This window comes from Xanthomonas sp. LMG 12461, assembly GCF_009192935.1.
GTDB classification, from domain to species: Bacteria; Pseudomonadota; Gammaproteobacteria; order Xanthomonadales; family Xanthomonadaceae; genus Xanthomonas_A; species Xanthomonas_A sontii.
Genome location: NZ_NQYT01000029.1, coordinates 1 through 23326, shown reverse-complemented (window position 1 = coordinate 23326; position 23326 = coordinate 1). Strand labels below are relative to the sequence as shown.

Here is a 23326-nt window from a genome sequence, read left to right as displayed (position 1 = left end):
AGCGCGCGCGGGTCGCGGCTCATGCGTCCAGCAACCGGGTCAGCGCACGCGCGTAGCGGGCGGCGACGCCCTCGCGCTGCAGGTGGCGGCCCTCGCGCACCAATTCGCGGCCATGGCGCCAGACCGAACGCACCGCGCCGCCGCGCGCGGCGAACAGCCAGCTGTCGAGCCAGGCGTCGCCGTCGCGCGCCTGCAAGGCCGGATGCGTGGCGTCCAGTTCGACCAGATCGGCCGGGGCGCCCACGCACAGGCCCTGGGCGACGCCGAGCGCCTGCGCCGCGCCCTGTGCGGCGGACTGAAACAGCAGGCGGCCGCTGGACAGCGCGGTGTCGCCGGTGAGCACGTTGCGCCCGCGCAGGCTCAGGCGCTGGCCGTACTCGAGCAGGCGCAGTTCCTCGGCCGCATCGATCAGCACATTGGAGTCGGAGCCCACGCCGAAACGGCCGCCGGCGCGCAGGAAGTCCTGCATCGGGAACAGGCCGTCGCCGAGGTTGGCCTCGGTGATCGGGCACAGCCCGACCACCGCGCCACTGGCGGCGATGCCCTGCACTTCCGCGGCGTCGACGTGGGTGGCGTGCACCAGGCACCAGCGCGCATCCACCGGCGCGTGCGCCAGCAGCCATTGCACCGGGCGCTGCCCGCTCCAGGCCAGGCAGGCGTCGACTTCGAGGGTCTGCTCGGCGATATGGATGTGCACTGGGCCGTCGCACAGCGGCAGCAGCGCCGCCAGTTCGTCCGGGGTGACCGCGCGCAGGCTGTGCGGGGCCAGGCCCAGCACCGCGTCGTCCAGCCCCTGCAGGGCGCGGCGGCTGCCGTCCAGCAGTGCGGCGAACCCGTCGACGTCGTGCAGCAGGCGCTGCTGCGCCGGGTTCGGCGCGGCGCCGCCGAAGTCGGCATGCGCGTAGAACACCGGCAGCAGGGTCATGCCGATACCGCTGGTCTGTGCCGCGGCAGCCAGGCGCTGCGCCATCTCGGCGCGGTCGGCGTAGGGCCGGCCGTCGGCGGCGTGATGCACGTAATGGAACTCGCCGACCCGGGTGAAGCCGGCCTCGAGCATTTCCACGTAGGCCTGCTCGGCGATGGCCTCCAGATCGTCGGGGCTCAGCCGCTGCAGGAAGCGGTACATCAGCTCGCGCCAGCTCCAGAAGCTGTCGCCGCTGCGCCCGCCGATCTCGGTGAGCCCGGCCATGCCGCGCTGGAAGGCGTGGCTGTGCAGATTGCCCAGCCCGGGCACCACGATGTCCAGGCGCTGATCGCCCAGGGCTGCGGCCACGTCGCGCTCCACCGAGGCGATGCGGCCGCCGCGCACGCCGATGCGCACGTCGCGCGCCCAGCCCTGCGGCAGCAGCGCGTGCGCGCACCAGAATTCGCCCGATCCCGCGTTGCCGTCAGCCTGCTGCTGCGCCTGGGTCTGCACTGGACACCCTCCATCGACCACAATATTGTATATACAAAATAACCGACGAGCCTGCCCGTGACCATGCCCTGCGACACGCTCTGGCACAACGCGCACCTGATGACGCTGGACGCCGAGGACGGCGGCCTGGGGCTGGTCCACGACGGCGTGGTGGCCTGCCGCGACGGCCGCATCGTCTACGCCGGCGCCGCCGCGCAGTTGCCCGGCCCGCTGTCGGCGCAGCGCAGCATCGACTGCGGCGGGCGCTGGATCGGCCCCGGCCTGATCGATTGCCACACCCACCTGGTCTATGCCGGCAACCGCGCCGGCGAGTTCGAGCAGCGCCTGCTCGGCGCCAGCTACGCCGACATCGCCCGCGCCGGCGGCGGTATCGTCTCCACGGTGCGCGCCACCCGCGCCGCCGACGAGGACGCCCTGCTCGCCGCCAGCCTGCCGCGACTGGACGCGCTGCTGGCCGAGGGCGTGACCACGGTGGAGATCAAGTCCGGCTACGGCCTGACCCTGGACGACGAACTGCGCCTGCTGCGCGTGGCGCGGCGCCTGGGCGAGCTGCGCCCGGTGGACGTGTCGCCGACCTTCCTCGGCGCGCACGCGGTGCCGCCCGGCGCCGAGGCCCAGGCCTATATCGACGAGGTCTGCGAGCGCATGATCCCGGCGGTCGCCGCGCAGGGCCTGGCCGAGGCGGTGGACGTGTTCTGCGAGCACCTGGCGTTCACCCCGGCGCAGACCGAGCAGGTGTTCCAGGCCGCGCAACGCCATGGCCTGGCGCTGAAGATCCACGCCGAACAGCTGTCCAACCAGGGCGGCGCGGCGCTGGCCGCGCGTTACGGCGCGCGCTCGGCCGACCATGTCGAATACCTGGACGACGCCGGTGTCGCCGCCATGGCCGCGGCCGGCACCGTCGCGGTGCTGCTGCCGGGCGCGTTCTATTTCACCCGCGACACCCAGCTGCCGCCGATCGCCGCACTGCGCGCCGCCGGCGTGCCGCGTGCGCTGGCCACCGACTGCAACCCCGGCACCTCGCCGCTGACCAGCCCGCTGCTGGCGATGAATCTGGCGGCGACGCTGTTCCGGCTGACCGTGGCCGAATGCATCGCCGGCTTCACCCGCGAGGCGGCGCGCGCGCTCAGGCGCCAGGATCAGGTCGGCCGGCTGCGCGCCGGGCTGGCCTGCGACCTGGCGATCTGGGACATCGCCGAACCGGCCGAATTGGTCTATCGCATGGGCTTCAACCCGCTGCATGCGCGTATCTGGAGAGGACAATGAGCGACGACGAGATCCTGCTGCGCCCCGGCGCGGTCAGCCTGGCGCAGTGGCGCGCCGTGTACCGCGGCGCCAGCGTGCGCCTGGACCCGGCCTGCGCCGACGCGGTGCTGCGCAGCGCGCGCACCGTGGAGGCGATCGTCGCCACCGGCGCGCCGGTGTACGGCATCAACACCGGCTTCGGCAAGCTGGCCAGCGTGCGCATCGAGCGCGAAGACCTGGAGGCCCTGCAGCGCAACATCGTGCTGTCGCACGCGGCCGGGGTCGGCGCGCCGATGCCGGTGCCGGTGGTGCGGCTGATGATGGCGTTGAAGCTGGCCAGCCTGGCCCAGGGCGCCTCCGGCGTGCAGCCGCAGACGCTGGCGCTGCTGGAAGCGCTGCTGCGCCACGAGGTGATCCCGGTGGTGCCGTGCCAGGGCTCGGTCGGCGCCTCCGGCGACCTGGCGCCGCTGGCGCACCTGGCCACGGTGATGCTCGGCGTCGGCGAGGCCTTCGTCGGCGACGCACGCCTGCCGGCGGCGCAGGCGCTGGCCCAGGCCGGGCTGCAGCCGCTGACGCTGGGCGCCAAGGAGGGCCTGGCCCTGCTCAACGGCACCCAGTTCTCCACCGCCTACGCGCTGGCCGGGCTGTTCGAGATCGAGCGCGTGTTCCATGCCGCGCTGGTCGCCGGCGCGCTGTCCACCGAGGCCGCGAAAGGCTCGGACACCCCGTTCGATCCGCGCATCCACGCGCTGCGCGGCCAGCCCGGGCAGATCGCCACCGCCGCGGCGCTGCGCGATTTGATGCACGCCTCGGCGATCCGCGATTCGCACCGCGACAACGACGTGCGCGTGCAGGACCCGTACTGCCTGCGCTGCCAGCCGCAGGTGATGGGCGCGGCGCTGGACGTGATGCGCCAGGCCGCCACCACCCTGGCCACCGAAGCCAACGGCGTGTCGGACAACCCGCTGGTGTTCAGCGACACCGGCGAAGCGCTGTCCGGCGGCAACTTCCACGCCGAGCCGGTGGCCTTCGCCGCCGACATGCTGGCGCTGGCGGTGTGCGAGATCGGCTCGATCAGCGAGCGCCGCGTCGCCATGCTGGTGGATCCGGCGCTGTCCGGATTGCCGGCGTTCCTGACGCCCAAGCCCGGCCTCAACTCCGGCTTCATGATCCCGCAGGTGACCGCCGCGGCGCTGGTGTCGGAGAACAAGCAGCGCGCGTATCCGGCCAGCGTCGATTCGATCCCGACCTCGGCCAACCAGGAAGACCATGTGTCGATGGCCGCGCACGGCGCGCGCCGCCTGCTGGCGATGGCCGAGAACGCGGCCAACGTGGTCGGCATCGAACTGCTGGCGGCTGCGCAGGGCTGCGACTTCCACGCGCCGCTGCGCTCCAGCGCCGCCCTGGAAGCGGCGCGCGCGCTGCTGCGCGTCCGCGTCCCGGCGCTGCAGGACGATCGCTATTTCCATCCGGACATGCTGGCCGCCACCGCGCTGGTGCGCGACGGCGCGCTGGCCGCGGCGGTGGGGATGCGGCTGCCCGAGGTTAGCGTCTGATCTGAAGCACCCGTCGTAGAGCAGCCCTGCCCCTTTTTGGGATCAGCCGCGACCGGGCTTTACCAGGTAATGCCCCGTTCGCGGCTGAAGCCGCTTCCACAGAACAGCACAACGCGAGGCCGTATGACATCCCTGCCCGACTGGCTCACTGTGCACCGCGGCGATGCGCCGCTGATCCTCAGCTTCCCGCACACCGGCACCGACCTGCCGGAGGCGCTGACCGACCGTTTCGTCTCGCCATGGCTGGCGCAGCGCGATGCCGACTGGTGGGTGCACCTGCTGTACGACGTCGCCAACGCGCTGGGCGCGACCACCGTGCGCACCGCGATCTCGCGCTCGGTGATCGACGTCAACCGCGACCCGGCCGGGGTGTCGCTGTATCCCGGGCAGAACACCACCGGGCTGTGCCCGCTGACCACCTTCGATGCGCAGCCGCTGTACCGGCCCGGGGCCGAACCCGACGCGGACGAGATCGACGCGCGCCGCACGCGCTGGTTCACGCCCTACCACGCCGCACTGGACGCGGAGATCGCGCGCCTGCGCGCCCTGCACCCGGCCATCGTGGTGTACGACGCGCATTCGATCCGCTCGCGCATTCCGCACCTGTTCGACGGCGAACTGCCGCAGTTCAACATTGGCAGCGCCGGTGCCTCCGGCGCGGTGGACAGCAGTTGCGCGGCAGCGCTGACCGATGCGGTCGAACGCGTCTGCGCCGGCAGCGGCTTCAGCCACGTGCGCAACGGTCGCTTCAAGGGCGGCTGGAGCACCCGCCACCACGGTGCGCCGGCCGACGGCGTGCACGCGATCCAGATGGAACTGGCCTGCCGCGGCTACATGCACGAGCCCGACACGGTCGACCCCGGCAACTGGCCCTCGCCGTGGCAACCCGAATACGCCGCGCCGCTGCGCGCGGTGCTGCAGCAGGTGCTGCAGGCCTGCCTCGACTTCGTCCGCAGCCCCGCCGCATCCGCCCGCGCCGCCAACTGACGCGCGCGCACCGCGTTCCGCCTTCCGCGCATCCACCTGAGGATTCCCGCATGACCCGCCTCGACGCCACCCGCACCATCCAAGCGCCCACCGGCAGCACCCTCACCGCCAAGAGCTGGCTGACCGAAGCGCCGCTGCGGATGCTGATGAACAACCTGCACCCGGACGTGGCCGAGCGCCCGCAGGAACTGGTGGTGTACGGCGGCATCGGCCGCGCCGCGCGCGACTGGGAGAGCTTCGACGCCATCGTCGAGACGCTCAAGCGCCTGGACGACGACCAGACCCTGCTGGTGCAGTCGGGCAAGCCGGTCGGCGTGTTCCGCACCCATGCCGACGCGCCGCGGGTGCTGATCGCCAACTCCAACCTGGTGCCGCGCTGGGCCAACTGGGACCACTTCAACGAACTCGATAAGAAGGGCCTGGCCATGTACGGCCAGATGACCGCCGGCAGCTGGATCTACATCGGCGCGCAGGGCATCGTCCAGGGCACCTACGAGACCTTCGTCGAAATGGGCCGGCAACACTACGGCGGCGACCTGTCCGGCAAGTGGCTGTTCACCGGCGGCCTCGGCGGCATGGGCGGCGCGCAGCCGCTGGCCGCGGTGATGGCCGGCGCCTCGTGCCTGGCGGTGGAGTGCCGCAAGAGCAGCATCGACATGCGCCTGCGCACCGGCTACCTGGATACCTGGACCGACTCGCTGGACGAGGCGCTGCGCCTGATCGCCGAAGCCTGCGCGACGAAGACGCCGCGCTCGGTCGGCCTGCTCGGCAACGTCGCCGACGTGCTGTCCGAACTGCTGGCGCGCGGGATCAAGCCGGACCTGCTGACCGACCAGACCTCCGCGCACGACCCGGTCAACGGCTACCTGCCGCAGGGCTGGACGGTCGAGCAGTGGGACGCCAAGCGCGTCTCCGCACCGAAGGAGGTGGAACAGGCCGCGCGTGCCTCGATGGCCAACCACATCCGCGCCATGCTCGGTTTCCACGCCCTGGGCGTGCCGACCGTGGACTACGGCAACAACCTGCGGCAGATGGCGCTGGAGGAAGGCGTGGCCAATGCCTTCGACTTCCCGGGCTTCGTCCCCGCCTACATCCGCCCGCTGTTCTGCCGCGGCGTCGGCCCGTTCCGCTGGGCCGCGCTGAGCGGCGACCCGGAGGACATCGCCAGGACCGACGCCAAGGTCAAGGAACTGATTCCCGACAACCCGCACCTGCACCGCTGGCTGGACATGGCCGCCGAGAAGATCCGGTTCCAGGGCCTGCCGGCGCGGATCTGCTGGGTCGGCCTGGGCGACCGCGACCGCCTGGGGCTGGCGTTCAACGAGATGGTCGCAAACGGCGAACTGAAGGCGCCGGTGGTGATCGGCCGCGACCACCTGGACAGCGGCAGCGTCGCCTCGCCGAACCGCGAGACCGAGGCCATGGCCGACGGCTCCGACGCCGTCTCCGACTGGCCGCTGCTCAACGCCCTGCTCAACACTGCCAGCGGCGCCACCTGGGTCTCGCTGCATCACGGCGGCGGCGTCGGCATGGGTTTCTCGCAACACGCCGGCATGGTCATCGTCTGCGACGGCACCGAGGCGGCGGCCAAGCGCATCGCCCGGGTGCTGTGGAACGACCCCGCGACCGGCGTCATGCGTCATGCCGATGCGGGGTATGCCATCGCCCTCGACTGCGCCCGCGACAAGCACCTGGACCTGCCCGGCATCCTGCGCTGAGGCCGGCGCCCGTCCGCCGCCTGCGCGCGGCGGGCGGGCGCACGACGCGGCAAAGCGGAACTGCGTCACCCCTCGCACGATACAGCCTCAAGTTCGGCCGAGCCGCGCCGACAAGGGATGCATCGTTTCAAGGAGCCTGCATGGGCATCCTGATCTACCTCACTCCTGCCGTGGCGCTGTGGGCTGCCGTTGCCACAGCGTTCGCGCATGGCTTGTTCCAGCGTCTGGGGCATGCCTATCGGCGCGACGCGACTGCGAAGGAGACGATCGCGCGGTATCAGGCGGCGCTGAGCCAACTGAAGGCGCAGGCCGCCGCCAGCGCGCAGGAACTGGAAACGCTGCGCCAGGACCACGAGCGCCTGCGCGCGACCTACGAATACGAGGCAGCGCCCGCAGCGGCGGCGTCCGCCAACGCCGCACCGGCCGCGGCGCCTTCGCCCGCCCCCCCGAAGCCGGGGCCGGCACCGGCGGTTCCCCCGGCCGCGCCGCCATCGACCATCGCCCTGGCGCAGATCGACATCGCCGACGAAGTCGGCACCCTGCTCGCCCACGTCGCCCGCGTGGCGCGCAGCATTCGCCGCTACAGCGCCTACAGCCGCGGCCACAACGGCCCGGAGCCGGCCAGCGCGCGCTACGACCTGCACTGGCTCTCCGACTGCCTGCACAACCTGGACCAGGTCGGCCATGCGCTGGCACGCAACAACATGGAAACCCTCACCGCCGCCTGCACCGAACTGCTGACCATGTACGAGCAGTACCTGCGCGACGGTTCCGGCTACAACAGCCGCGACACCTTCCAGCGGCTCAGCACGCAGGTGCCGCTGGCCGAAGTCACCGATGCGATCCGTTCCATCGCGGCCAAGGCCTCGCTGGCGCGGCAGGCGCAGGCCGCCCACGAAGAGGCCGCGCATGCGCACGAACGCGTCGCCGACAGCCGCCAGGCCGACGCACTGTCGATGCTGTAACCGCGACGTCCGCGCCGGCCACCGGCCGCGGCCCGCGTTGACCCGGCCTCCCGCCCGTGCTGTGATGCCTGCCGGTCAGGGCGGAGCGGGATCATGGCAGACAGCAAGGCGGCCTTCGAGAAAGCGGTCCAGGACATCAAGCAGCGGGCCGAGCGCCCCGACAACGACACCCTGTTGCGGCTGTACGCGCTGTACAAGCAAGGCTCGGAGGGCGACGTCAGCGGCGCCAAGCCGGGCTTCTTCGACTTCGTCGGCACCGCCAAGTACGAGGCCTGGGCCAAGCTCAAGGGCGTGCCGCAGGCGGACGCGCAGAAGAAATACGTGGACCTGGTGAAGAAGCTGCTGGCCTGATGGCCCGCGACACCCGGCGGCGCATCCTCGAGACCGCCCTGGCGATGTTCAACGCGCAGGGCGAGCCGCACGTCACCACCAACCACATCGCCGACGAGCTGGAGATCAGCCCCGGCAACCTGTACTACCACTTCCGCAACAAGGACGACATCATCGAGCACCTGTTCGCGCGCTACGAGGAGCGCATGGACACGGCGCTGGCGCTGCCGAGCGCGCGCCTGCCGGGGCTGGAGGATATCTGGCTGCAGTTGCACCTGGTGTTCGAGTGCATCTGGGACTACCGCTTCCTGTACCGCGACCTGGTCGAGATCCTCAGCCGCAGCCGGCGCCTGCGCCTGCGCTTCGCGCGCATCCTGCGCCGTGCCGACGCCAGCGTGCAGGCGGTGTTCGAGGGACTGGCGCAGACCGGCGCGATGCGCGCCAGCGCCCAGGAAAGAAGCGGCGTGGCCACCAACGTGCTGGTGGTGGCCACGTTCTGGCTCAACTATGCGGCCGCGCGCGGCGAAAAGGACGAGCGAGTGGCGATCCGCCACGGCATCGTGCAGGTGATGCAACTGATCGCGCCGTTCCTGCGCGACGCCGAACGCGCGCACCTGGCCGCGTTGATGGACGCCTATCTGGATTGAAGCGCCCTGCCCTGCGCGCAAGCACAGGCGGGGCGGTGCCGCTCAGTCGGCGGCGGCCTGCGCGGCTGGCCCGTCGAGCCGGTAGACCTTGCAGACCAGGCCCGGCGGGGTGCGGTAGGTGCGAAAGCCGATGGCCTCGTAGTACGCCTGCCCGAGCGCATTGTCGGCGGCGATGCTGGCGTCGATCTGCGCCAGCCCGGCGCTGCGCGCGGCCGTACAGGTGGCCCGGAACAGCGCGCTGCCGACCCCACGGCGCGCCGCGCGCGGGTCGACGTGGGTGCCGATGATGCCCCAGCCCTCGGCCACGTCGTAGGCATTGCCGGGACGCGCGATGCGCAGCGACTGGAAGCCGAGGACACGCCCGTCGGCGTCCTCGGCCAGCACGCACTGGAGACGATCGGGATGCTGCAGGTAGGTCGCGCGCACCGTTGCCAGATCGGTCGGCGCCTTGCGCAGGCCGGCCGCGAAGATCGCGTCCTGCACCGCGACCATCGCCTCGGCATCGTCAAGCGTGGCGGGCCGGATCTGCATGGTGCCGTCTCTCGTCAGGTCGTGGCCGGCGAGTATGCCCGAGCGTGGCCGGCCGCCATGCGTGCGGAGGCGCCGGGTCAGGCGCCAGCGCGACGACGGCCAGTCACACGCTTGGCCGGGCTGCGCTTGGCCGCCGCCGGCTTGGCGCCGCGCTTGCCCGTCGCGGCGCGCTTGCGCGACTGCGGACGCGCCTGCAACCCCAGCTTGACCAGCACCGGCTGCAGGCGCGCCTCGACCTCGGCGCTCAACGGCTGCACCTGACCACGCAGCGCCGCCGCGCCCTCGCGCACGCTACTCTCGGCCTCGTCGGCCAGTTGCGTGGCCAGCGCCTTGAGCGTCGCCGCGCCCTGCGCGGCATCGGCGGCGGCGGCCAGCGCGCGCTTGCGGGTCAGCGCGACCACGCCCAGCCCGGCCAGCCACAGGTGCCGCGGGTTCAGCCGGTCCGGCCGCAGCGCGGAAGTGGAACGCTTCTTGGTCGCCATCGCAGGATCTCCAGAGAGGCCGGCAGTGGCCCCGATGCGCACCATGCTGGCGCCGGCCGCTTGAGCAAACACACTATCGGCGCCCTACCCTTGCCACGCGCCGGCAGCGGCGCCATGCTCGGCGCGGACGCCGTGGCCCGGCGCCGCACAGGGAGATCCACATGGCAGCAAAATCGGGCGCGTGGGCGCCGTTTCCGTACGACGCCAAGGCCTACGCCTACGCCGGCGAGGCGCTGAAGAAAGCGTGGCCCAAGCTGCACGCTGGCGACCGCGAACCCTATCCGGACCCGGCACGCGCGCAGGCCCTGCTCGACGCAGCCGGCAAGGCCGGCAAGGGCCACGACGCGCAGACCCTGTCGGCCGCGCTGATCGAGGCCTGGCGGACGTTCCACCAGGGGCAGTTCCAGCAGGCCTACGAGGCCGGCAAGGCGCTGGGCGTGTTCGGCGCCTCGGTCGCGGTCAAGGCGATCGGCATCCACGCCGGCTATCTGGTCGAGGACGAAAAAGAGCAGTTGCAGCGGCTGCAGCAGGCGGCGACGCTGGCCGAGGCGGCGATCGCCGCGCTGCCGGACGAGGCCAACAGCCACTACCGCCACGCCTTCGCGCTGGGCCGCTACAGCCAGGGATTGAGCATCGTCAAGGCGCTCAAGCAGGGCATCGCCAGCAAGGTGCGCGCCTCGCTGGAAGCGGCCCTGGAGCTGGAGCCCAAGCATGCCGAGGCGCACATGGCGCTGGCCCTGTACCACGCCGAGATCATCGGCAAGGTCGGCGCGATGATCGGCGGCCTGACCTACGGGGCGAAGGCGGCCACCGCCGAACAGCATATCCAGCAGGCGCTGAAACTGGTGCCGGATGCGCCGATCGCCCACGTCGAACACGCCAACGTGCTGCTGTTGCTGTACGGCGACAAGCGCGAAGAGGACGCCGCCGCGGCGTTCGAGAAGGCCGCCAAGCTCAAGCCGCGCGATGCGATGGAAGCGCTGGACGCGGGGTTTGCGCGCGACCAGTTGGAGTAGACGCCGGCGTAAGCTGAGCGTATCGCGATGTTTTTTCGTAGGGGCGGCTTCAGCCGCTGCTACGACGCATCGCATACCCGTGATTGGACACACCGCGAGGCGACCGGCGTGGTCGGCGGCAGGAGGCCAATCACGCCCTTCCCGCATCCCCCCGTCCCGCCGCCGCGACGCCGCATCGCGACCTCGCAGCGACGGCCCGCATCAGCCTGCCGGCGGTAGCGCATAGGCGATCACGTAGTCGCCGCGCTTGGTCTCCATGAAGTGATGGCCGGCGGCGACGATGACCAGGTACTCGCGCCCGTCGACCGCATACACCACCGGCGTGGCCTGGCCACCGGCCGGCAGCTTGGCCTGCCACAGGGTCTTGCCGCTGGCCAGGTCGATCGCGCGGATCAGGCCGTCGGTCGCCGCAGCGATGAAGATCAGCCCGCTGGCGCTGACCACGGCGCCGCCGTTGTTGGGCGTGCCGATCTCGATCGGCAAGCCGGAGTGGATGCCGAACGGGCCATTGCCGCGCGCGCTGCCGAACGGACGGTCCCACAGAGTCTTGCCGCTGGCCAGGTCGATCGCACGGATGCCGCCGTACGGCGGCTGCTTGCACAGCAGCCCGGTGAACGGCAGGCGCCAGCCGGCGTTGACGTTGACCGCGTACGGCGTGCCGGCCTGCGGATCGCCGGCGCCCTCGGCGCCGCCGCTGTCGCCGCGCACCTGGTCGCGCGGCGCCCAGCCCAGCTTGTCGGCCTTGGCCCGCGGCACCAGCAGGTTGTAGTTGGGCATGTCGTTGTAGTTGGCGACGATCAACCCACGCTGCGGATCCACCGCCACGCTGCCCCAGTCCGAGCCGCCGTTGTAGCCGGGGTACTCGATCGAATGGCGATCGGCTTCCGGCGGCGTGTAGATGCCCTTGTAGCTGGCGCTGCGGAACTGGATGCGGCACACCAGTTGGTCGATCGGGGTCATGCCCCACATGTCGCGCTCGGTCAGGTCGCGCTTGCGCAGCGAGTGGTACAGCGAGAACGGCTGGGTCCTGGCGCGGCGCTGCGGCTCCACACCGCCGCCCGGCACCGCGCGTTCCTCGACCCCGACCAGCGGCTTGCCGGTGCGCCGGTCGAGCACGTACAGCTCGCCCTGCTTGCTCGGCAGCAGCACCGCCGGCACGGTGGTGCCGTCGTGCGGGAAATCCAGCAACGTCGGCTGCGAACCCAGGTCGTAGTCCCACACGTCGATGTGGGTGGTCTGGAAATTCCACACCGGCTTGCCGGTGGTGACGTCCAGCGCGACCAGCGAGGTCGCATAGCGGTCTTCCTGCGGGGTGCGCGAACTGCTCCAGTAGTCGGCCGAGGAATTGCCCATCGGCAGGTACACGTAGCCGAGTTGCTCGTCGCCGGCCGCGCTGGTCCACATGTTGGGCGTACCACGGGTCCAGGTCTGCCCCGGCGGCGGCGCGCCGGTCCAGTCCGGATGGGTCATGTCCCAGGCCCAGCGCAGCGCGCCGGTCACCGCATCGAAGCCCTGGATCACGCCCGACGGTTCATAGCGCTTCTGTCCGTCCAGCACCTGGTGGCCGGTGACGACGACCCCGCGCACGATGGTCGGCGGCGAATTGATCGAGACGTAGCCCGGCGGCGTGGAGCCCATGCCGACGGTGATGTCGACCTGGCCGTGCTGGCCGAAGTCCTCGCAGGGCTTGCCGTCGGCCGCATCGACCGCGATCAGGCGTCCGTCCAGGGTGCCTTCGATGATGCGCTGGCGGCAGGCCGTCGACGCCGTAGCCTGAGCGTCGGGCACCGCGTAATAGCTGACGCCGCGGCAGGCGGCGGTATACGGGATCGCCTTGTCCGCCACCTTGGGATCGTAGCGCCAGCGCTCGCGGCCGCTGCGCGCATCCAGCGCGATCAGCTGATTGCGTGCGCTGCACAGGTACAGGCTGTCGCCGATCTTCAGCGGCGTGGTCTCCGCGCCCCAGCGCTTGTCCGGCAGGTCGCCGGTGCGGAAGGTCCAGGCGGTACGCAACTGCGCCACGTTGTCCGGAGCGATCTGCCGCAGCGGCGTGTAGCGGCTGCCGGCGTTGTCGCGGCCGTAGGCGGCCCAGTCGGCATCGGCAGGCGTGTCGGCCGGCTGCGCGCCGGTGCGCGGGGTCGCCAGCGCCGCGGCCATGCCGGCCGCATGCGCCAGCGTGCCGTCGGCCTCGGTCACGCCGTACGGCAGGAACGCCAGCGCGAACGCGCCGACGAACACCAGCGCCAGCACCGCGGCGAGCGTGCGCGACAGCGTGCGCGAGAACGGCCGGTCCAGCCGCGGCAGGAGTAGCGCCAACAGCAGCGCCAGGAACACCATCAGGCCCATGCGCGGCACCCAGCGCCAGTAATCGGTGCCCGACTCCCATGCCGCCCACAGCAGCGACAGCAGGAAGGTCGCCGCAAACCACAGCGCACCATTGCGCCGCGCGCGCCACAGTTGCACGCCGGAGATCGTCAGGCCGAGGCCGGCGAACAGGTAGTACCAGGAGCCGCCCAGCGCCAGCAGCCAGCCGCCACCGATCGCCAGCACCACGCCGATCAGCACGCAGACGCCGCCGAGCAACCGAAGCGGCCAGCCGCCGCGACGCTGCGTTCGTTCGAATTCGTTCATTGCCACTCCTTGCAGGACACGGCCACGCGGAACATCCGCCGTGGCAGCGGCGCATGCGCGCCGCGCATCCTTATCCCAGGCAGCCGGTGAATGCCGCGCGTTTCCTGCTGACACACGCTGACACGCAACCTTGTCGTCCTCGTGATCCAGCATCGACCTGGGCATCACGCGGCCTGGGTCGTCGAGAGCGACGACGACCCGACGATATGTGCAGTCGGTGTGGCGCAGCGGCCGTACAAATGGCTGCCTTGGCGCCGCGTGCATACGCTCGCAGCAGATCATCCGCCTCGCCGCGGTGGCAAGCCCCGAAAACGACGACGCCGGCACGAGGCCGGCGTCGTCGTTCGCTCAGGAGCGGATCACGCCTGCGGCGGTGCAGCCTCGCCAGTACCTTCGGCGACGCCGTCCTCGCCCGGCAGCACGTCTTCCTCGACCAGCGAGCCGTCCAGGCGTTCCACCGCCTGCAGCTTCTCGCCCTTGGACAGACGGATCAAGGTCACGCCCTGGGTGTTGCGGCCGACGCGGGAGATTTCCGAGGCACGGGTCCGCACCAGGGTGCCGCCGTCGGAGATCAGCAGCACTTCGTCGCGGGTGCTCAGCAGCACCGCACCGACCAACTTGCCGTTGCGCTCGCTGGTCTGGATGCCGATCACGCCCTGGGTGCCGCGGCCCTTGCGCGGATACTCGCCCAGCGGGGTGCGCTTGCCGTAGCCGTTCTCGGTCGCGGTGAGGATGTAGGCATCGGCCTCGTCGCCGTTACGCGCCTCGGCATCGACCTCGGTGTCCGCTGCGGCGTCGACGTCGTCGGCGTCCTCGTCCTGGCCCACGGCCGGCTCGGCCACGATCAGGCTGACCACGTACTCGCTCTTGGCCAGGCGGATGCCGCGCACGCCGCGGCTGCTGCGCCCAGTCGGCTTGACCCCGCCGCGGCTCTTGCGCCGCGCGCCACGGACGTCGTCGCCCTCCTCGCCCGCGGCCTCGTCGTCGGCCACGGCGCCGTCGTCGGCAGCGGCCTCGTCGACGGCCGCATCATCGGCCTCGTCGTCCTTGGGCCGTTCGGAGAAGCGCACGGTCTTGCCGTTGGAGGCGAACAGCAGCACGTCGCGATCGCCATCGGTGAGCGCCACGCCGACCAGCGCATCGCCCTCGTCCAGGTTGATCGCGATCTTGCCGATCTTGCGCTGGAACGCGAACTCGCTCAGCGGGGTCTTCTTGACCATGCCGTTGCGGGTGGCGAAGAACACGTAGCGGCCCTCGGCGTACTCGCGTACCGGCAGCACCGCCTGCACGCGCTCGCCGTTCTCCAGCGGAATCCAGTTGACGATCGGGCGGCCGCGCGCGTTCGGCCCGGCCTCGGGCAACTGGTGCACGGGCAGCCAGAACACCTTGCCGCTGCTGGTGAAGGTCAGCAGCGTGTCGTGGGTGTTGACCAGCCACAGCTGATCGATGAAATCCTCTTCCTTGGTCGCCGCCGCGCTGCGGCCGCGACCGCCGCGGCGCTGCGCGCGGTAGGCGCTGACCGGCTGGCGCTTGGCGTAGCCGGCATGCGACAGGGTCACGACCACGTCTTCCGGCGCGATCAGGTCGAGGATGTCCAGGTCCTCTTCGCTGTGACGGATCTCGGTGCGGCGCGCGTCGCCGTATTCCTCGCGGATGTTGACCAGTTCCTCGCGGATCACCTGCAGCAGCACGTCCGGATTTTCCAGGATGCGGATCAGCCCGGCGATGGCGTCCAGCAGCTGCTTGTATTCCTCGGTCAGGCGCTCCTGCTCCAGGCCGGTCAGGCGGTGCAGGCGCATTTCCAGGATCTGCGTAGCCTGCACTTCGGTCAGCTGGTAGCCGCCGCCGACCAGGCCGACGCCGCTGGGCAGGTCTTCCGGGCGCGAGGCCTCGGCGCCGGCCGCGTTGAGCAGCGCGCCGACCAGGCCCGGTTGCCAGGTCTTTGCCAGCATGCGCTCGCGCGCTTCGTTCGGGTTCGCCGAGGTCTTGATCAGTTCGATCATCTCGTCGATGTTGGCGAGCGCGACGGTCAGACCTTCGAGGATATGCGCGCGGGCGCGCGCCTTGCGCAGTTCGAAGATGGTGCGGCGGGTGACCACTTCGCGGCGGTGGCGGACGAAGGCCTCCAGCATCTGCTTGAGGTTCATCAGCTGCGGGCGGCCATCGACCAGCGCCACCATGTTGATGCCGAACACCGACTCCATCTGGGTCTGCTGGTACAGGTTGTTCAGCACCACGTCGGCGGCTTCGCCGCGCTTGACCTCGATGTAGATGCGCATGCCGTCCTTGTCGGACTCGTCGCGCAGCTCGCTGATGCCTTCGAGCTTCTTTTCCTTGACCAGTTCGGCGATCTTCTCGATCAGCCGCGCCTTGTTGACCTGGTACGGGATCTCGGTGACCACGATCGCTTCGCGGCCGTTGTCCTGGATCTCGATCTCGGCCTTGGCGCGCATGCGCACGCGGCCGCGGCCGGTGCGATAGCCGGCGACGATGCCGGTGGTGCCGTTGATGATGCCGGCAGTCGGGAAATCCGGGCCGGGGATGTGCTCCATCAACCCGTCGACGTCGATCTGCGGATTGTCGATCAGCGCGAGGCAAGCGTTGATCGACTCGGTCAGGTTGTGCGGCGGGATGTTGGTGGCCATGCCCACCGCGATGCCGGCCGAGCCGTTGACCAGCAGGCTCGGGAAGCGCGTCGGCATCACCGACGGTTCCTGTTCCTTCTCGTCGTAGTTGGGCTGGAAATCGACGGTTTCCTTGTCGATGTCGGCCATCATCTCGTGCGCGAGCCGCGACATGCGCGCCTCGGTGTAACGCATCGCCGCCGCGGAATCGCCGTCGACCGAGCCGAAGTTGCCCTGCCCGTCCACCATCAGGTAGCGCAGCGAGAACGGCTGCGCCATGCGCACCAGGGTGTCGTACACCGACTGGTCGCCGTGCGGGTGGTACTTACCGATGACGTCGCCGACGATACGCGCCGACTTGTAGTAGGGCTTGTTGCTGTGCGCGCCCAACTCGTTCATCGCGAACAACACGCGGCGATGCACCGGCTTGAGGCCGTCGCGCGCATCCGGGAGGGCACGCCCCACGATCACGCTCATGGCGTAATCGAGGTAGCTCTTGCGCATCTCGTCTTCCAGGTTGACCTGGATGATTTCCTTGGCGGATTCTGCCATTCGGGTTCCGTAAGTCTGGTGGCGGATCGACCACCACGCCGGCCCGCGACAGGCGGGCCCGCCGCGGCCGCACGCCTAGGGCGCACGGCGGTCGATCGAACCGCCGGATTCTATCATGACGGGCGCCCGATTGCCCGGTTTTTGCCGGCGCGAACAAGCACTTGCGCGCCATCGGCCGCCTCTGCCGGGCGCGGCGGCGCTCCCTGGAACTCAGCCGCCGAACGCGGCGCGCATGCGCGCCGGGTCCGGCTGCTCGATGACCCCGCGCTCGGTGACGATGGCATCGATCAGGTCCGCCGGAGTCACGTCGAACACCGGGTTCCAGGCGGCGATGCCGTCGGCCACGGTGCGCGTGCCGCCGACGCCGAACAGCTCGCCCGGATCGCGCTGCTCGATCTCGATCTGCGCGCCGTCGGCGGTGTCCATGTCCACGGTGGAAGACGGCGCCACCACCATGAATTTGACGCCATGGTGGCGCGCGGCGATCGCCAGCTGGTAGGTGCCGATCTTGTTGGCGGTGTCGCCATTGGCGCAGATGCGGTCGGCGCCGACGATCACCCACTGCACCGCGCCGGTCTTCATCAGGTGCGAGGCCGCCGAATCGGCGATCAGGGTCGCGTCGATGCCGTCCTGCTGCAGCTCCCACACGGTCAGCCGCGCGCCCTGCAGCCACGGCCGGGTCTCGCCGGCGAACACCTTGGCGATGCGCTGCTGGGCGACGCCGGCGCGGATCACGCCCAGCGCGGTACCGAAGCCGGCGGTGGCCAGCGAGCCGGTGTTGCAATGGGTCAGCACGCCGCTGCCCGGCACGATCAGGCCGGCACCGAGCGCGCCCATGTGCCGGTTGGCGGCCAGATCCTCTTCGGCGATCGCCTGCGCCTCGCGCTCCAGAACGGACGGCCAGTCGCTGCCTGCCGCGCCCAGCGCGCCGCGCATGCGCGCCAGCGCCCAGGCCAGGTTGACCGCGGTCGGGCGCGCGGCATTGAGCCGCTGCAGGGCCGGCTCCAGCTTCAGCAACGCCTCGGCGCCGTTCTCGGCCTGCACCTCGCGCGCGGCCAGCACCGTGCCCCAGCCTGCAGCGATGCCTATCGCCGGCGCGCCGCGCACGGCCAGGGCGTGGATCGCCGCGGCGACCTGGTCGCTGTCGGTGCAGCGCACGTGTTCGACCGCGAACGGCAGCTTGCGCTGGTCCAGCAGCTCCAGCGCGTCGCCGGTCCACAGGATCGGGCGGATATGGTCGTAGCGGGCGTAATCGATATCGAGGGCGGCGTTCATCGCGCCATTGTAAACGCCGGCGATTGCGGATTGAGGACGCCGCGCCACCGCACCGGCGCGCTCAGTTGACGCTGAACTCGGCGCGGCAGCCCTTGTCCACCCAGATACCATCGCGATCCCAGCCCCAGCTGTCGTCCTGCACGCAGGGCGCGCCGGACAGTTGCCGGCGCAGTTCGACACGATCCTGCACGCTGACGCCGCAGCGGCGCCGCGCCTTGCCCTTGGATTCGCACAGCACCGGCCGCGGGCCGGCGGGGAAGCCGGAGCCGTCGGCGGCGCCGATCTCGAACTCGCCGCGGCAGCCGCGCGCGACCCAGATCTCGTTGCGGCGCACGCCCCAGTTGCGCTCCTCGCGGCATGGCACCGACGACAACTGCCGCATCAGCCGCACCGGCGCCCCGCGCAGCATCACCGGGCAACTCTCAAGGCGACCATCGGACTCGCAGCGCAACACGCGGCGCATCGCGCTGCGCGGCGCTTCCACCGGATTGGGACGGAATTCGGCGCGACAACCGAGGGTGACCCACACGCCGGTGGCGTCGGAACCCCACTCGCTGCCACGGATGCAGTCGTTGTCGGAGAGTTGCCGCACCAGTTGCACCCCCTGGTCGGTGGACATCGGACAGTGCACCCAGGTCATGTCGCGCGACTCGCAGCGGACCACCGCGGCATCGTACGCATCGGTGTCCTGCGCCGGCGACGGCATCGGCCACACGCTTGCCGCCAACCCCAGCCAACACCAGCCACCGAGCCCGTACGCCCACTTCATGCTTGGCTCTGCCCCTATGCCTAGAACCTGAACAACGAAGACCTGCTGGCGCGCAGCGTGCGCTTGCCGTGCCCGATCAAACCATCATCGGTGTGGACAACGCAACAACGCGCCGCGAAAACACGTGACGGCCTGTTCAGGCATGCGCGAAATCGTAGGCGAGCACCTCGCCGATCTGCGCGGTGCCGCGCATCGCCATCAGCAGCCGGTCCACGCCGACCGCGACGCCGGCGCAGTCGGGCAAGGCCGGCAGCGCCTGCAGCAGCCGCTCGTCCAGCGGCGGCAGCACCGCGCCGCGCGCCTGACGCAGCGCATGGTCGCGCAGGAAGCGCCGGCGCTGCTCGGCGGCATCGTTGAGCTCGTGGTAGCCGTTGGCCATTTCGTAGCCGCCCAGGTACAGCTCGAAGCGCTCGGCCACCGGCGGGTCGTCCTCGCGCACGCGCGCCAGCGCGCACTGGCTGGCCGGCCAGTCGTGGACCACGGTGAGGCGGTCGACCGGGAACGCCGGCTGCAGGCAATGGGTCATCAGCAGGTCCAGCCAGTCGTCGCGGCCCAGGCCGTCGGCATCGATACGGATCTCGCGTAGCGGCTGCTGCAGCGCCTCCAACGGCGCAGCGAATGGATCCAGGCCCAGCCCCTGCTGGAACAGCTCGCGGTAGCTGAGCACCTGCAGCGTGGCGCTGCGCCCGACCAGCGCCAGCGCCGTGCGGACCAGCTCCACGGTTTCCTCGATCAGTTGCCGGTGATCCCAGCCGACCCGGTACCACTCGAGCATGGTGAACTCGGGATTGTGGCGGCCGCCGGCCTCGCCGTTGCGGAACACCCGCCCCAGTTCGTAGCAGTCGCCGATGCCGGCGGCGAGCAGCCGCTTCAGCGGGTACTCGGGCGAGGTGCGCAGCCAGCGCAGCGCCGGACCTGCGTCGACGTGGCCGCTGAAGCGGGTCTGGAAGCTGTCGATGTTCGGCTCGGTGTTGCCGGCCGCCGACAGCATCGGCGTCTCCACTTCCAGCACGCCGCGCGCGGCGAAGAAGCCGCGGATGGCGGCATTGAGCCGGGCGCGCAATTGCAGGGTGGACAGCAGGTCCATCACGGCGCCGTGTCGAGCCGGCGGCTCAGCTGGTCGCGCGCGTCGTCGCGATAGCCCAGGCCCAGGTACAGGCGCTTGGCGGCGGCGTTGTGGTGATTGACCTCCATCCGCAGCACGTCCACGCCCAGCGCGCGGGCGCGCACCTCGACCAGCGCCACCGCTTGCCGGCCCCAGCCGCGACCGCGCGCAGCCGGGCCCAGATACAACTCGTCGAGCAGCAGATAGCGCCCGCCCAGTTCGACGCTGAAGCAGGCGGTGATCAGCGCATACCCGACGACCGCGTCGTCCGGCGCCAGCCACAGCAGCGCCTCGCCCAGCGCCGGCTGCGCCAGCAGCGCCTGCAGGCCGCGCGTCACCCGCTCGGCGTCGAAGGCGATGCCGTCCTCGGCGTAGAACGCCTGTAGCATCGCCAGCAGGGCCGGCTGGTCGGCCACGCCGGCGGTGCGCCAGCGCAACTCTTCCTGCTTCATGCCGAGCCCGCTCATGCGTCCTGCCCCTGCGACTGCAGGAACGCCAGCAACTGCGCCTCGTCCCACACCGCCACGCCCAGCTCCTGCGCCTTGTCGAGCTTGGAACCGGCGGCCTCGCCGGCGACCACGAACGCGGTCTTCTTCGACACGCTGCCGGCGACCTTGGCGCCCAGCGCCTCCAGTTGCGCCTTGGCCTCGTCGCGGGTCAGCGCGGTCAGGGTGCCGGTCAGCACCACGGTCTGCCCATCCAGCGGGCCGGCGCGACGCTGCGTCTGCGCCGGCGCGGCATCGAGCAGGCGTTGCATCGCCGCCTCGGCGTCCAACAGCGCCTGCTTCTGTGCCGGATCGGCCAGGTAAGCGGCCAGGTTGGCGGCGCCGGCCGTGGACAGGCCGGCCCCGGTCCAGCCGCTTTCGTTGGCGCCCAGCAACGCGTCCAGGCTGCCGTAGGTAGCAGCCAGACGCTGCGCACTCTTGCCGCCGAGCTTGTCCACGGGCAGCGTGCCAAGCAGATGCGCCAGGTCCAAACGCTCGCGCAAGTCCGCCGGCGGCGTGCCCTCGTCGGAGAAGCCGATACCGGCATTGATCAGGCCATCGACCACCGCAACGTTGCCGCGCTGCTCGAAGAAGGTCGCGATCGAGCGCGCCACCTCGCCGCCGATGTCCGGCAAGGCCTGCAGCAGCACCGCCGGGGTGCTGCGCACGAACGCCAGCGAGCCCAGCCAGTAGGCCAGCGCCTTGGCCGTGGTCTCGCCCAGGTGTGGAATGCCCAGCGCGAACAGGAAACGTGGCAGCGTGGTGGCGCGGCTGGCGTCGATGCCGGCGACCAGATTCTCGGCCCACTTGGTCGCGAGCTTGCCCCCCAGGTCCACTGCCAGGTGTGCGCGCAGGAAGTCGGCGCGCCGCCACTGGGCGGCCTCGTCCTCCAACGCGGCGCGGCCGCCCGCGTCCAGCGCCAGCGCGCCCTTGCTGTCCTCCACCGCCTGCAGCAGGTCGACGGCGGTGGCCGCGTCCAGCGCGGCCTTCATCCGTACCAGGTCCTCCACGCTCAAGGCGTACAGGTCGGCCAGCGACTGCACGAAGCCGAATTCGACCAGGGCATCGGCCTGGCGCTCGCCCAGACCTTCGATGTCCATGGCGCGTCGCGAGGCGAAGTGACGCACGGCTTCCTTGCGCTGCGCGGCGCAGGCCAGGCCGCCGCTGCAGCGCCAGGCCACCGCGTCCTCTTCCTTGACCAGTTCCGAACCGCACACCGGGCAGGCCGCCGGCATCGTCCACGGCGCGGTGCCGGGCGGACGCCGTTCCTCGATCACCCGCACCACTTCCGGGATCACGTCGCCGGCGCGGCGCACGATCACGGTATCGCCCTCGCGCACGTCCAGCCGCGCGATCTGGTCGGCGTTGTGCAAGGTGGCGTTGGTGACGGTGACGCCAGCGACCTGCACCGGCTCCAGCCGCGCCACCGGGGTGACCGCGCCGGTGCGGCCGATCTGCACCTCGATCGCGCGCAGCACGGTGGACTGTTCCTGCGCCGGGAACTTGTGCGCCAGCGCCCAGCGCGGCGCGCGCGAGACGAAGCCCATCGCCTGTTGCTGATCGTAGTCGTCGAGCTTGTAGACCACGCCGTCGATGTCGTACGGCAAGGTATCGCGGGCGGCGCCGATGCGGCGGAAATAGGCGATCAGGCCATCGAAGCCGGTAGCGGTATCCGCCTCCGGGGCGACGGGGAAGCCGTAGTCGCGCAGCAGTTGTAGCGTCTGCGAATGGGTTTCGGGCAGTTCCAGGCCACGGACCTCGCCCACCGAGTAGGCGAAGAACGCCAGCGGCCGGCGCCGGGTCACCGCCGGATCGAGCTGGCGCAGCGAGCCGGCGGCGCCATTGCGCGGGTTGGCCAGCAGCTTTTCGTTGCGCTCCAGCGCCTGCGCGTTCCACGCGGCGAAGGCGGCGCGCGGCATGTAGATCTCGCCGCGCACTTCCAGCACCGCCGGCGGCGGCACGCCGAGGTCGCGCAGCTTCAGCGGCACCGAACGCACCTGGCGCAGATTGGCGGTGACGTCCTCGCCGGTGCTGCCGTCGCCACGGGTGGCGCCCTGCACGAACACGCCGTCCTCGTAGCGCAGGCTGATCGCCAGGCCATCGAGCTTCGGTTCCACCGAGAACACCGGCGCGGCCAGTTCGAGTTCGCGCTCGATGCGGCGCTCGAAATCGGCGACCTCGGCGAAGCGTGTGCGGTCGTCGGCGTCCTCGGCCACGCCGGGGGTCTCGAAGGCATTGGCCAGCGACAGCATCGGGATCGCGTGGCGCACTTCGGGAAAGCCGCCGTCCGGCCGCGCACCGACCTTGCGCGTCGGCGAGTCCGCGCTGGCCAGCTCCGGGTGCGCGGCTTCCAGGGCCTCCAACTCGCGCATCAGCGCGTCGTACTCGGCATCGGGAATGGCGTTGTCGTCGAGCACGTAGTAGCGGTGATTGGCGTCGTCGATGCGCTGGCGCAAGTCGGCGACACGCTGCTGGGGATCGGGAATTGCGGTCATGCGCAGCGGAAATGGGGGTAACGGAGAGGGGGGCGATAGTAGCTTGAAGGCTGGGATTGGGGAGTCGGGATTGGGGATTGGCTTGACGGCTGGCATTGGCGCGTTGGGAGTGGGGATTCGCTTGACGACCGAGATTGGCGAGTTGGGATTGGGGATTCGCAAGAGCCGAAGCTCGGACTTCTCGCTTCGGCGGCGGTCGTACCCTCATCCGCCCCTGCGGGGCACCTTCCCCCCAAGAAGGGGGCCATGGTCCCGAGGGGAGAAGGGAGAGGCCAAAGCCCCTCTCCCGCCGGGAGAGGGGTTGGGGTGAGGGTACGGAGCGAGCAGACCTGGCGAGGGGAGGGCCCAACAGCGCAAGCGAAAGACGCTCCGAGCGACGCGAGGGCACTGTGCTTCCTGCTCATGTATGCACGCATCGGCACGGCGTCGGGCTGGGGGGAGGCGGTGTCATTGGAGAGGCTGGTGGTGTTTCCACACGTAAGGGGTCGCCGGAGCA

At 70.8% G+C, this 23326-nt stretch carries 18 protein-coding genes; 8 read left to right on the top strand and 10 right to left on the bottom strand.

What is annotated here, in order from left to right; translation table 11 throughout:
• Positions 1–19: 19 nt before the first annotated feature.
• The gene (locus CEK68_RS08040; RefSeq protein WP_152239086.1) at positions 20–1417 is read right to left on the bottom strand and encodes a formimidoylglutamate deiminase; all 1398 of its coding nucleotides are present in this window, start codon (positions 1415–1417) and stop codon (positions 20–22) included.
• Between the two features lie 63 nt (positions 1418–1480).
• Between CEK68_RS08040 and hutI the strand changes: the two genes are divergently transcribed.
• The 7 genes from hutI (at position 1481) to CEK68_RS08005 (ending at position 8865) form a co-directional block, all read left to right on the top strand.
• Entirely contained in the window at positions 1481–2683 is a 1203-nt protein-coding gene (gene hutI, locus CEK68_RS08035; RefSeq protein ID WP_152239124.1) for an imidazolonepropionase, read from the top strand.
• The gene (hutH, locus tag CEK68_RS08030; protein ID WP_152239085.1) at positions 2680–4218 is read left to right on the top strand and encodes a histidine ammonia-lyase; all 1539 of its coding nucleotides are present in this window, start codon (positions 2680–2682) and stop codon (positions 4216–4218) included. The genes hutI and hutH overlap by 4 nt, the downstream gene beginning before the upstream one ends.
• 123 nt (positions 4219–4341) lie before the next feature.
• On the top strand, positions 4342–5205 hold the full coding sequence (gene hutG / locus CEK68_RS08025; protein WP_152239084.1) for an N-formylglutamate deformylase: 864 nt from the start codon (positions 4342–4344) through the stop codon (positions 5203–5205).
• A 50-nt stretch (positions 5206–5255) separates the two neighbouring features.
• The gene (hutU, locus tag CEK68_RS08020) at positions 5256–6923 is read left to right on the top strand and encodes a urocanate hydratase (RefSeq protein ID WP_152239083.1); all 1668 of its coding nucleotides are present in this window, start codon (positions 5256–5258) and stop codon (positions 6921–6923) included.
• Between the two features lie 140 nt (positions 6924–7063).
• Positions 7064–7888: a hypothetical protein gene (locus CEK68_RS08015; protein WP_152239082.1), complete on the top strand. Its 825-nt coding sequence runs from the start codon at positions 7064–7066 to the stop codon at positions 7886–7888.
• Positions 7889–7981: 93 nt separating this feature from the next.
• Positions 7982–8239, top strand: coding sequence for an acyl-CoA-binding protein (locus CEK68_RS08010; protein ID WP_152239081.1), 258 nt, complete (start codon positions 7982–7984; stop codon positions 8237–8239).
• Positions 8239–8865 carry a TetR/AcrR family transcriptional regulator gene (locus CEK68_RS08005; protein ID WP_152239080.1) on the top strand — a complete coding sequence of 209 codons (627 nt, stop codon included), beginning with the start codon at positions 8239–8241 and terminating at the stop codon, positions 8863–8865. The genes CEK68_RS08010 and CEK68_RS08005 overlap by 1 nt, the downstream gene beginning before the upstream one ends.
• A 42-nt stretch (positions 8866–8907) precedes the next feature.
• Here CEK68_RS08005 and CEK68_RS08000 read toward each other — a convergent pair whose 3' ends face one another.
• Together CEK68_RS08000 and CEK68_RS07995 are read right to left on the bottom strand one after the other, a co-directional pair.
• Entirely contained in the window at positions 8908–9396 is a 489-nt protein-coding gene (locus CEK68_RS08000; RefSeq protein ID WP_152239079.1) for a GNAT family N-acetyltransferase, read from the bottom strand.
• 77 nt (positions 9397–9473) lie between these two features.
• On the bottom strand, positions 9474–9878 hold the full coding sequence (locus tag CEK68_RS07995) for a hypothetical protein (protein ID WP_148828293.1): 405 nt from the start codon (positions 9876–9878) through the stop codon (positions 9474–9476).
• 161 nt (positions 9879–10039) lie between these two features.
• Between CEK68_RS07995 and CEK68_RS07990 the strand changes: the two genes are divergently transcribed.
• A complete protein-coding gene (locus CEK68_RS07990) occupies positions 10040–10894 on the top strand; it encodes a hypothetical protein (protein WP_152239078.1) in 855 nt (284 codons plus the stop codon).
• A 201-nt stretch (positions 10895–11095) separates the two neighbouring features.
• Here CEK68_RS07990 and CEK68_RS07985 read toward each other — a convergent pair whose 3' ends face one another.
• From CEK68_RS07985 to ligA, 7 genes are all read right to left on the bottom strand, one after another.
• On the bottom strand, positions 11096–13525 hold the full coding sequence (locus CEK68_RS07985) for a membrane-bound PQQ-dependent dehydrogenase, glucose/quinate/shikimate family (protein ID WP_152239077.1): 2430 nt from the start codon (positions 13523–13525) through the stop codon (positions 11096–11098).
• Positions 13526–13884: 359 nt separating this feature from the next.
• Positions 13885–16701: a DNA gyrase subunit A gene (gyrA, locus tag CEK68_RS07980; protein WP_152239076.1), complete on the bottom strand. Its 2817-nt coding sequence runs from the start codon at positions 16699–16701 to the stop codon at positions 13885–13887.
• Positions 16702–16911: 210 nt separating this feature from the next.
• Entirely contained in the window at positions 16912–17976 is a 1065-nt protein-coding gene (mtnA, locus tag CEK68_RS07975) for an S-methyl-5-thioribose-1-phosphate isomerase (RefSeq protein ID WP_152239075.1), read from the bottom strand.
• A gap of 61 nt (positions 17977–18037) precedes the next feature.
• Positions 18038–18682: a DUF3011 domain-containing protein gene (locus tag CEK68_RS07970; protein ID WP_152239123.1), complete on the bottom strand. Its 645-nt coding sequence runs from the start codon at positions 18680–18682 to the stop codon at positions 18038–18040.
• A gap of 199 nt (positions 18683–18881) precedes the next feature.
• On the bottom strand, positions 18882–19832 hold the full coding sequence (epmA, locus tag CEK68_RS07965) for an EF-P lysine aminoacylase EpmA (protein ID WP_152239074.1): 951 nt from the start codon (positions 19830–19832) through the stop codon (positions 18882–18884).
• On the bottom strand, positions 19832–20302 hold the full coding sequence (locus CEK68_RS07960) for a GNAT family N-acetyltransferase (RefSeq protein WP_152239122.1): 471 nt from the start codon (positions 20300–20302) through the stop codon (positions 19832–19834). Before CEK68_RS07960 ends, epmA begins: the two co-directional genes overlap by 1 nt.
• An 11-nt stretch (positions 20303–20313) precedes the next feature.
• Positions 20314–22830: an NAD-dependent DNA ligase LigA gene (gene ligA, locus CEK68_RS07955; RefSeq protein WP_152239073.1), complete on the bottom strand. Its 2517-nt coding sequence runs from the start codon at positions 22828–22830 to the stop codon at positions 20314–20316.
• Positions 22831–23326: the final 496 nt, after the last annotated feature.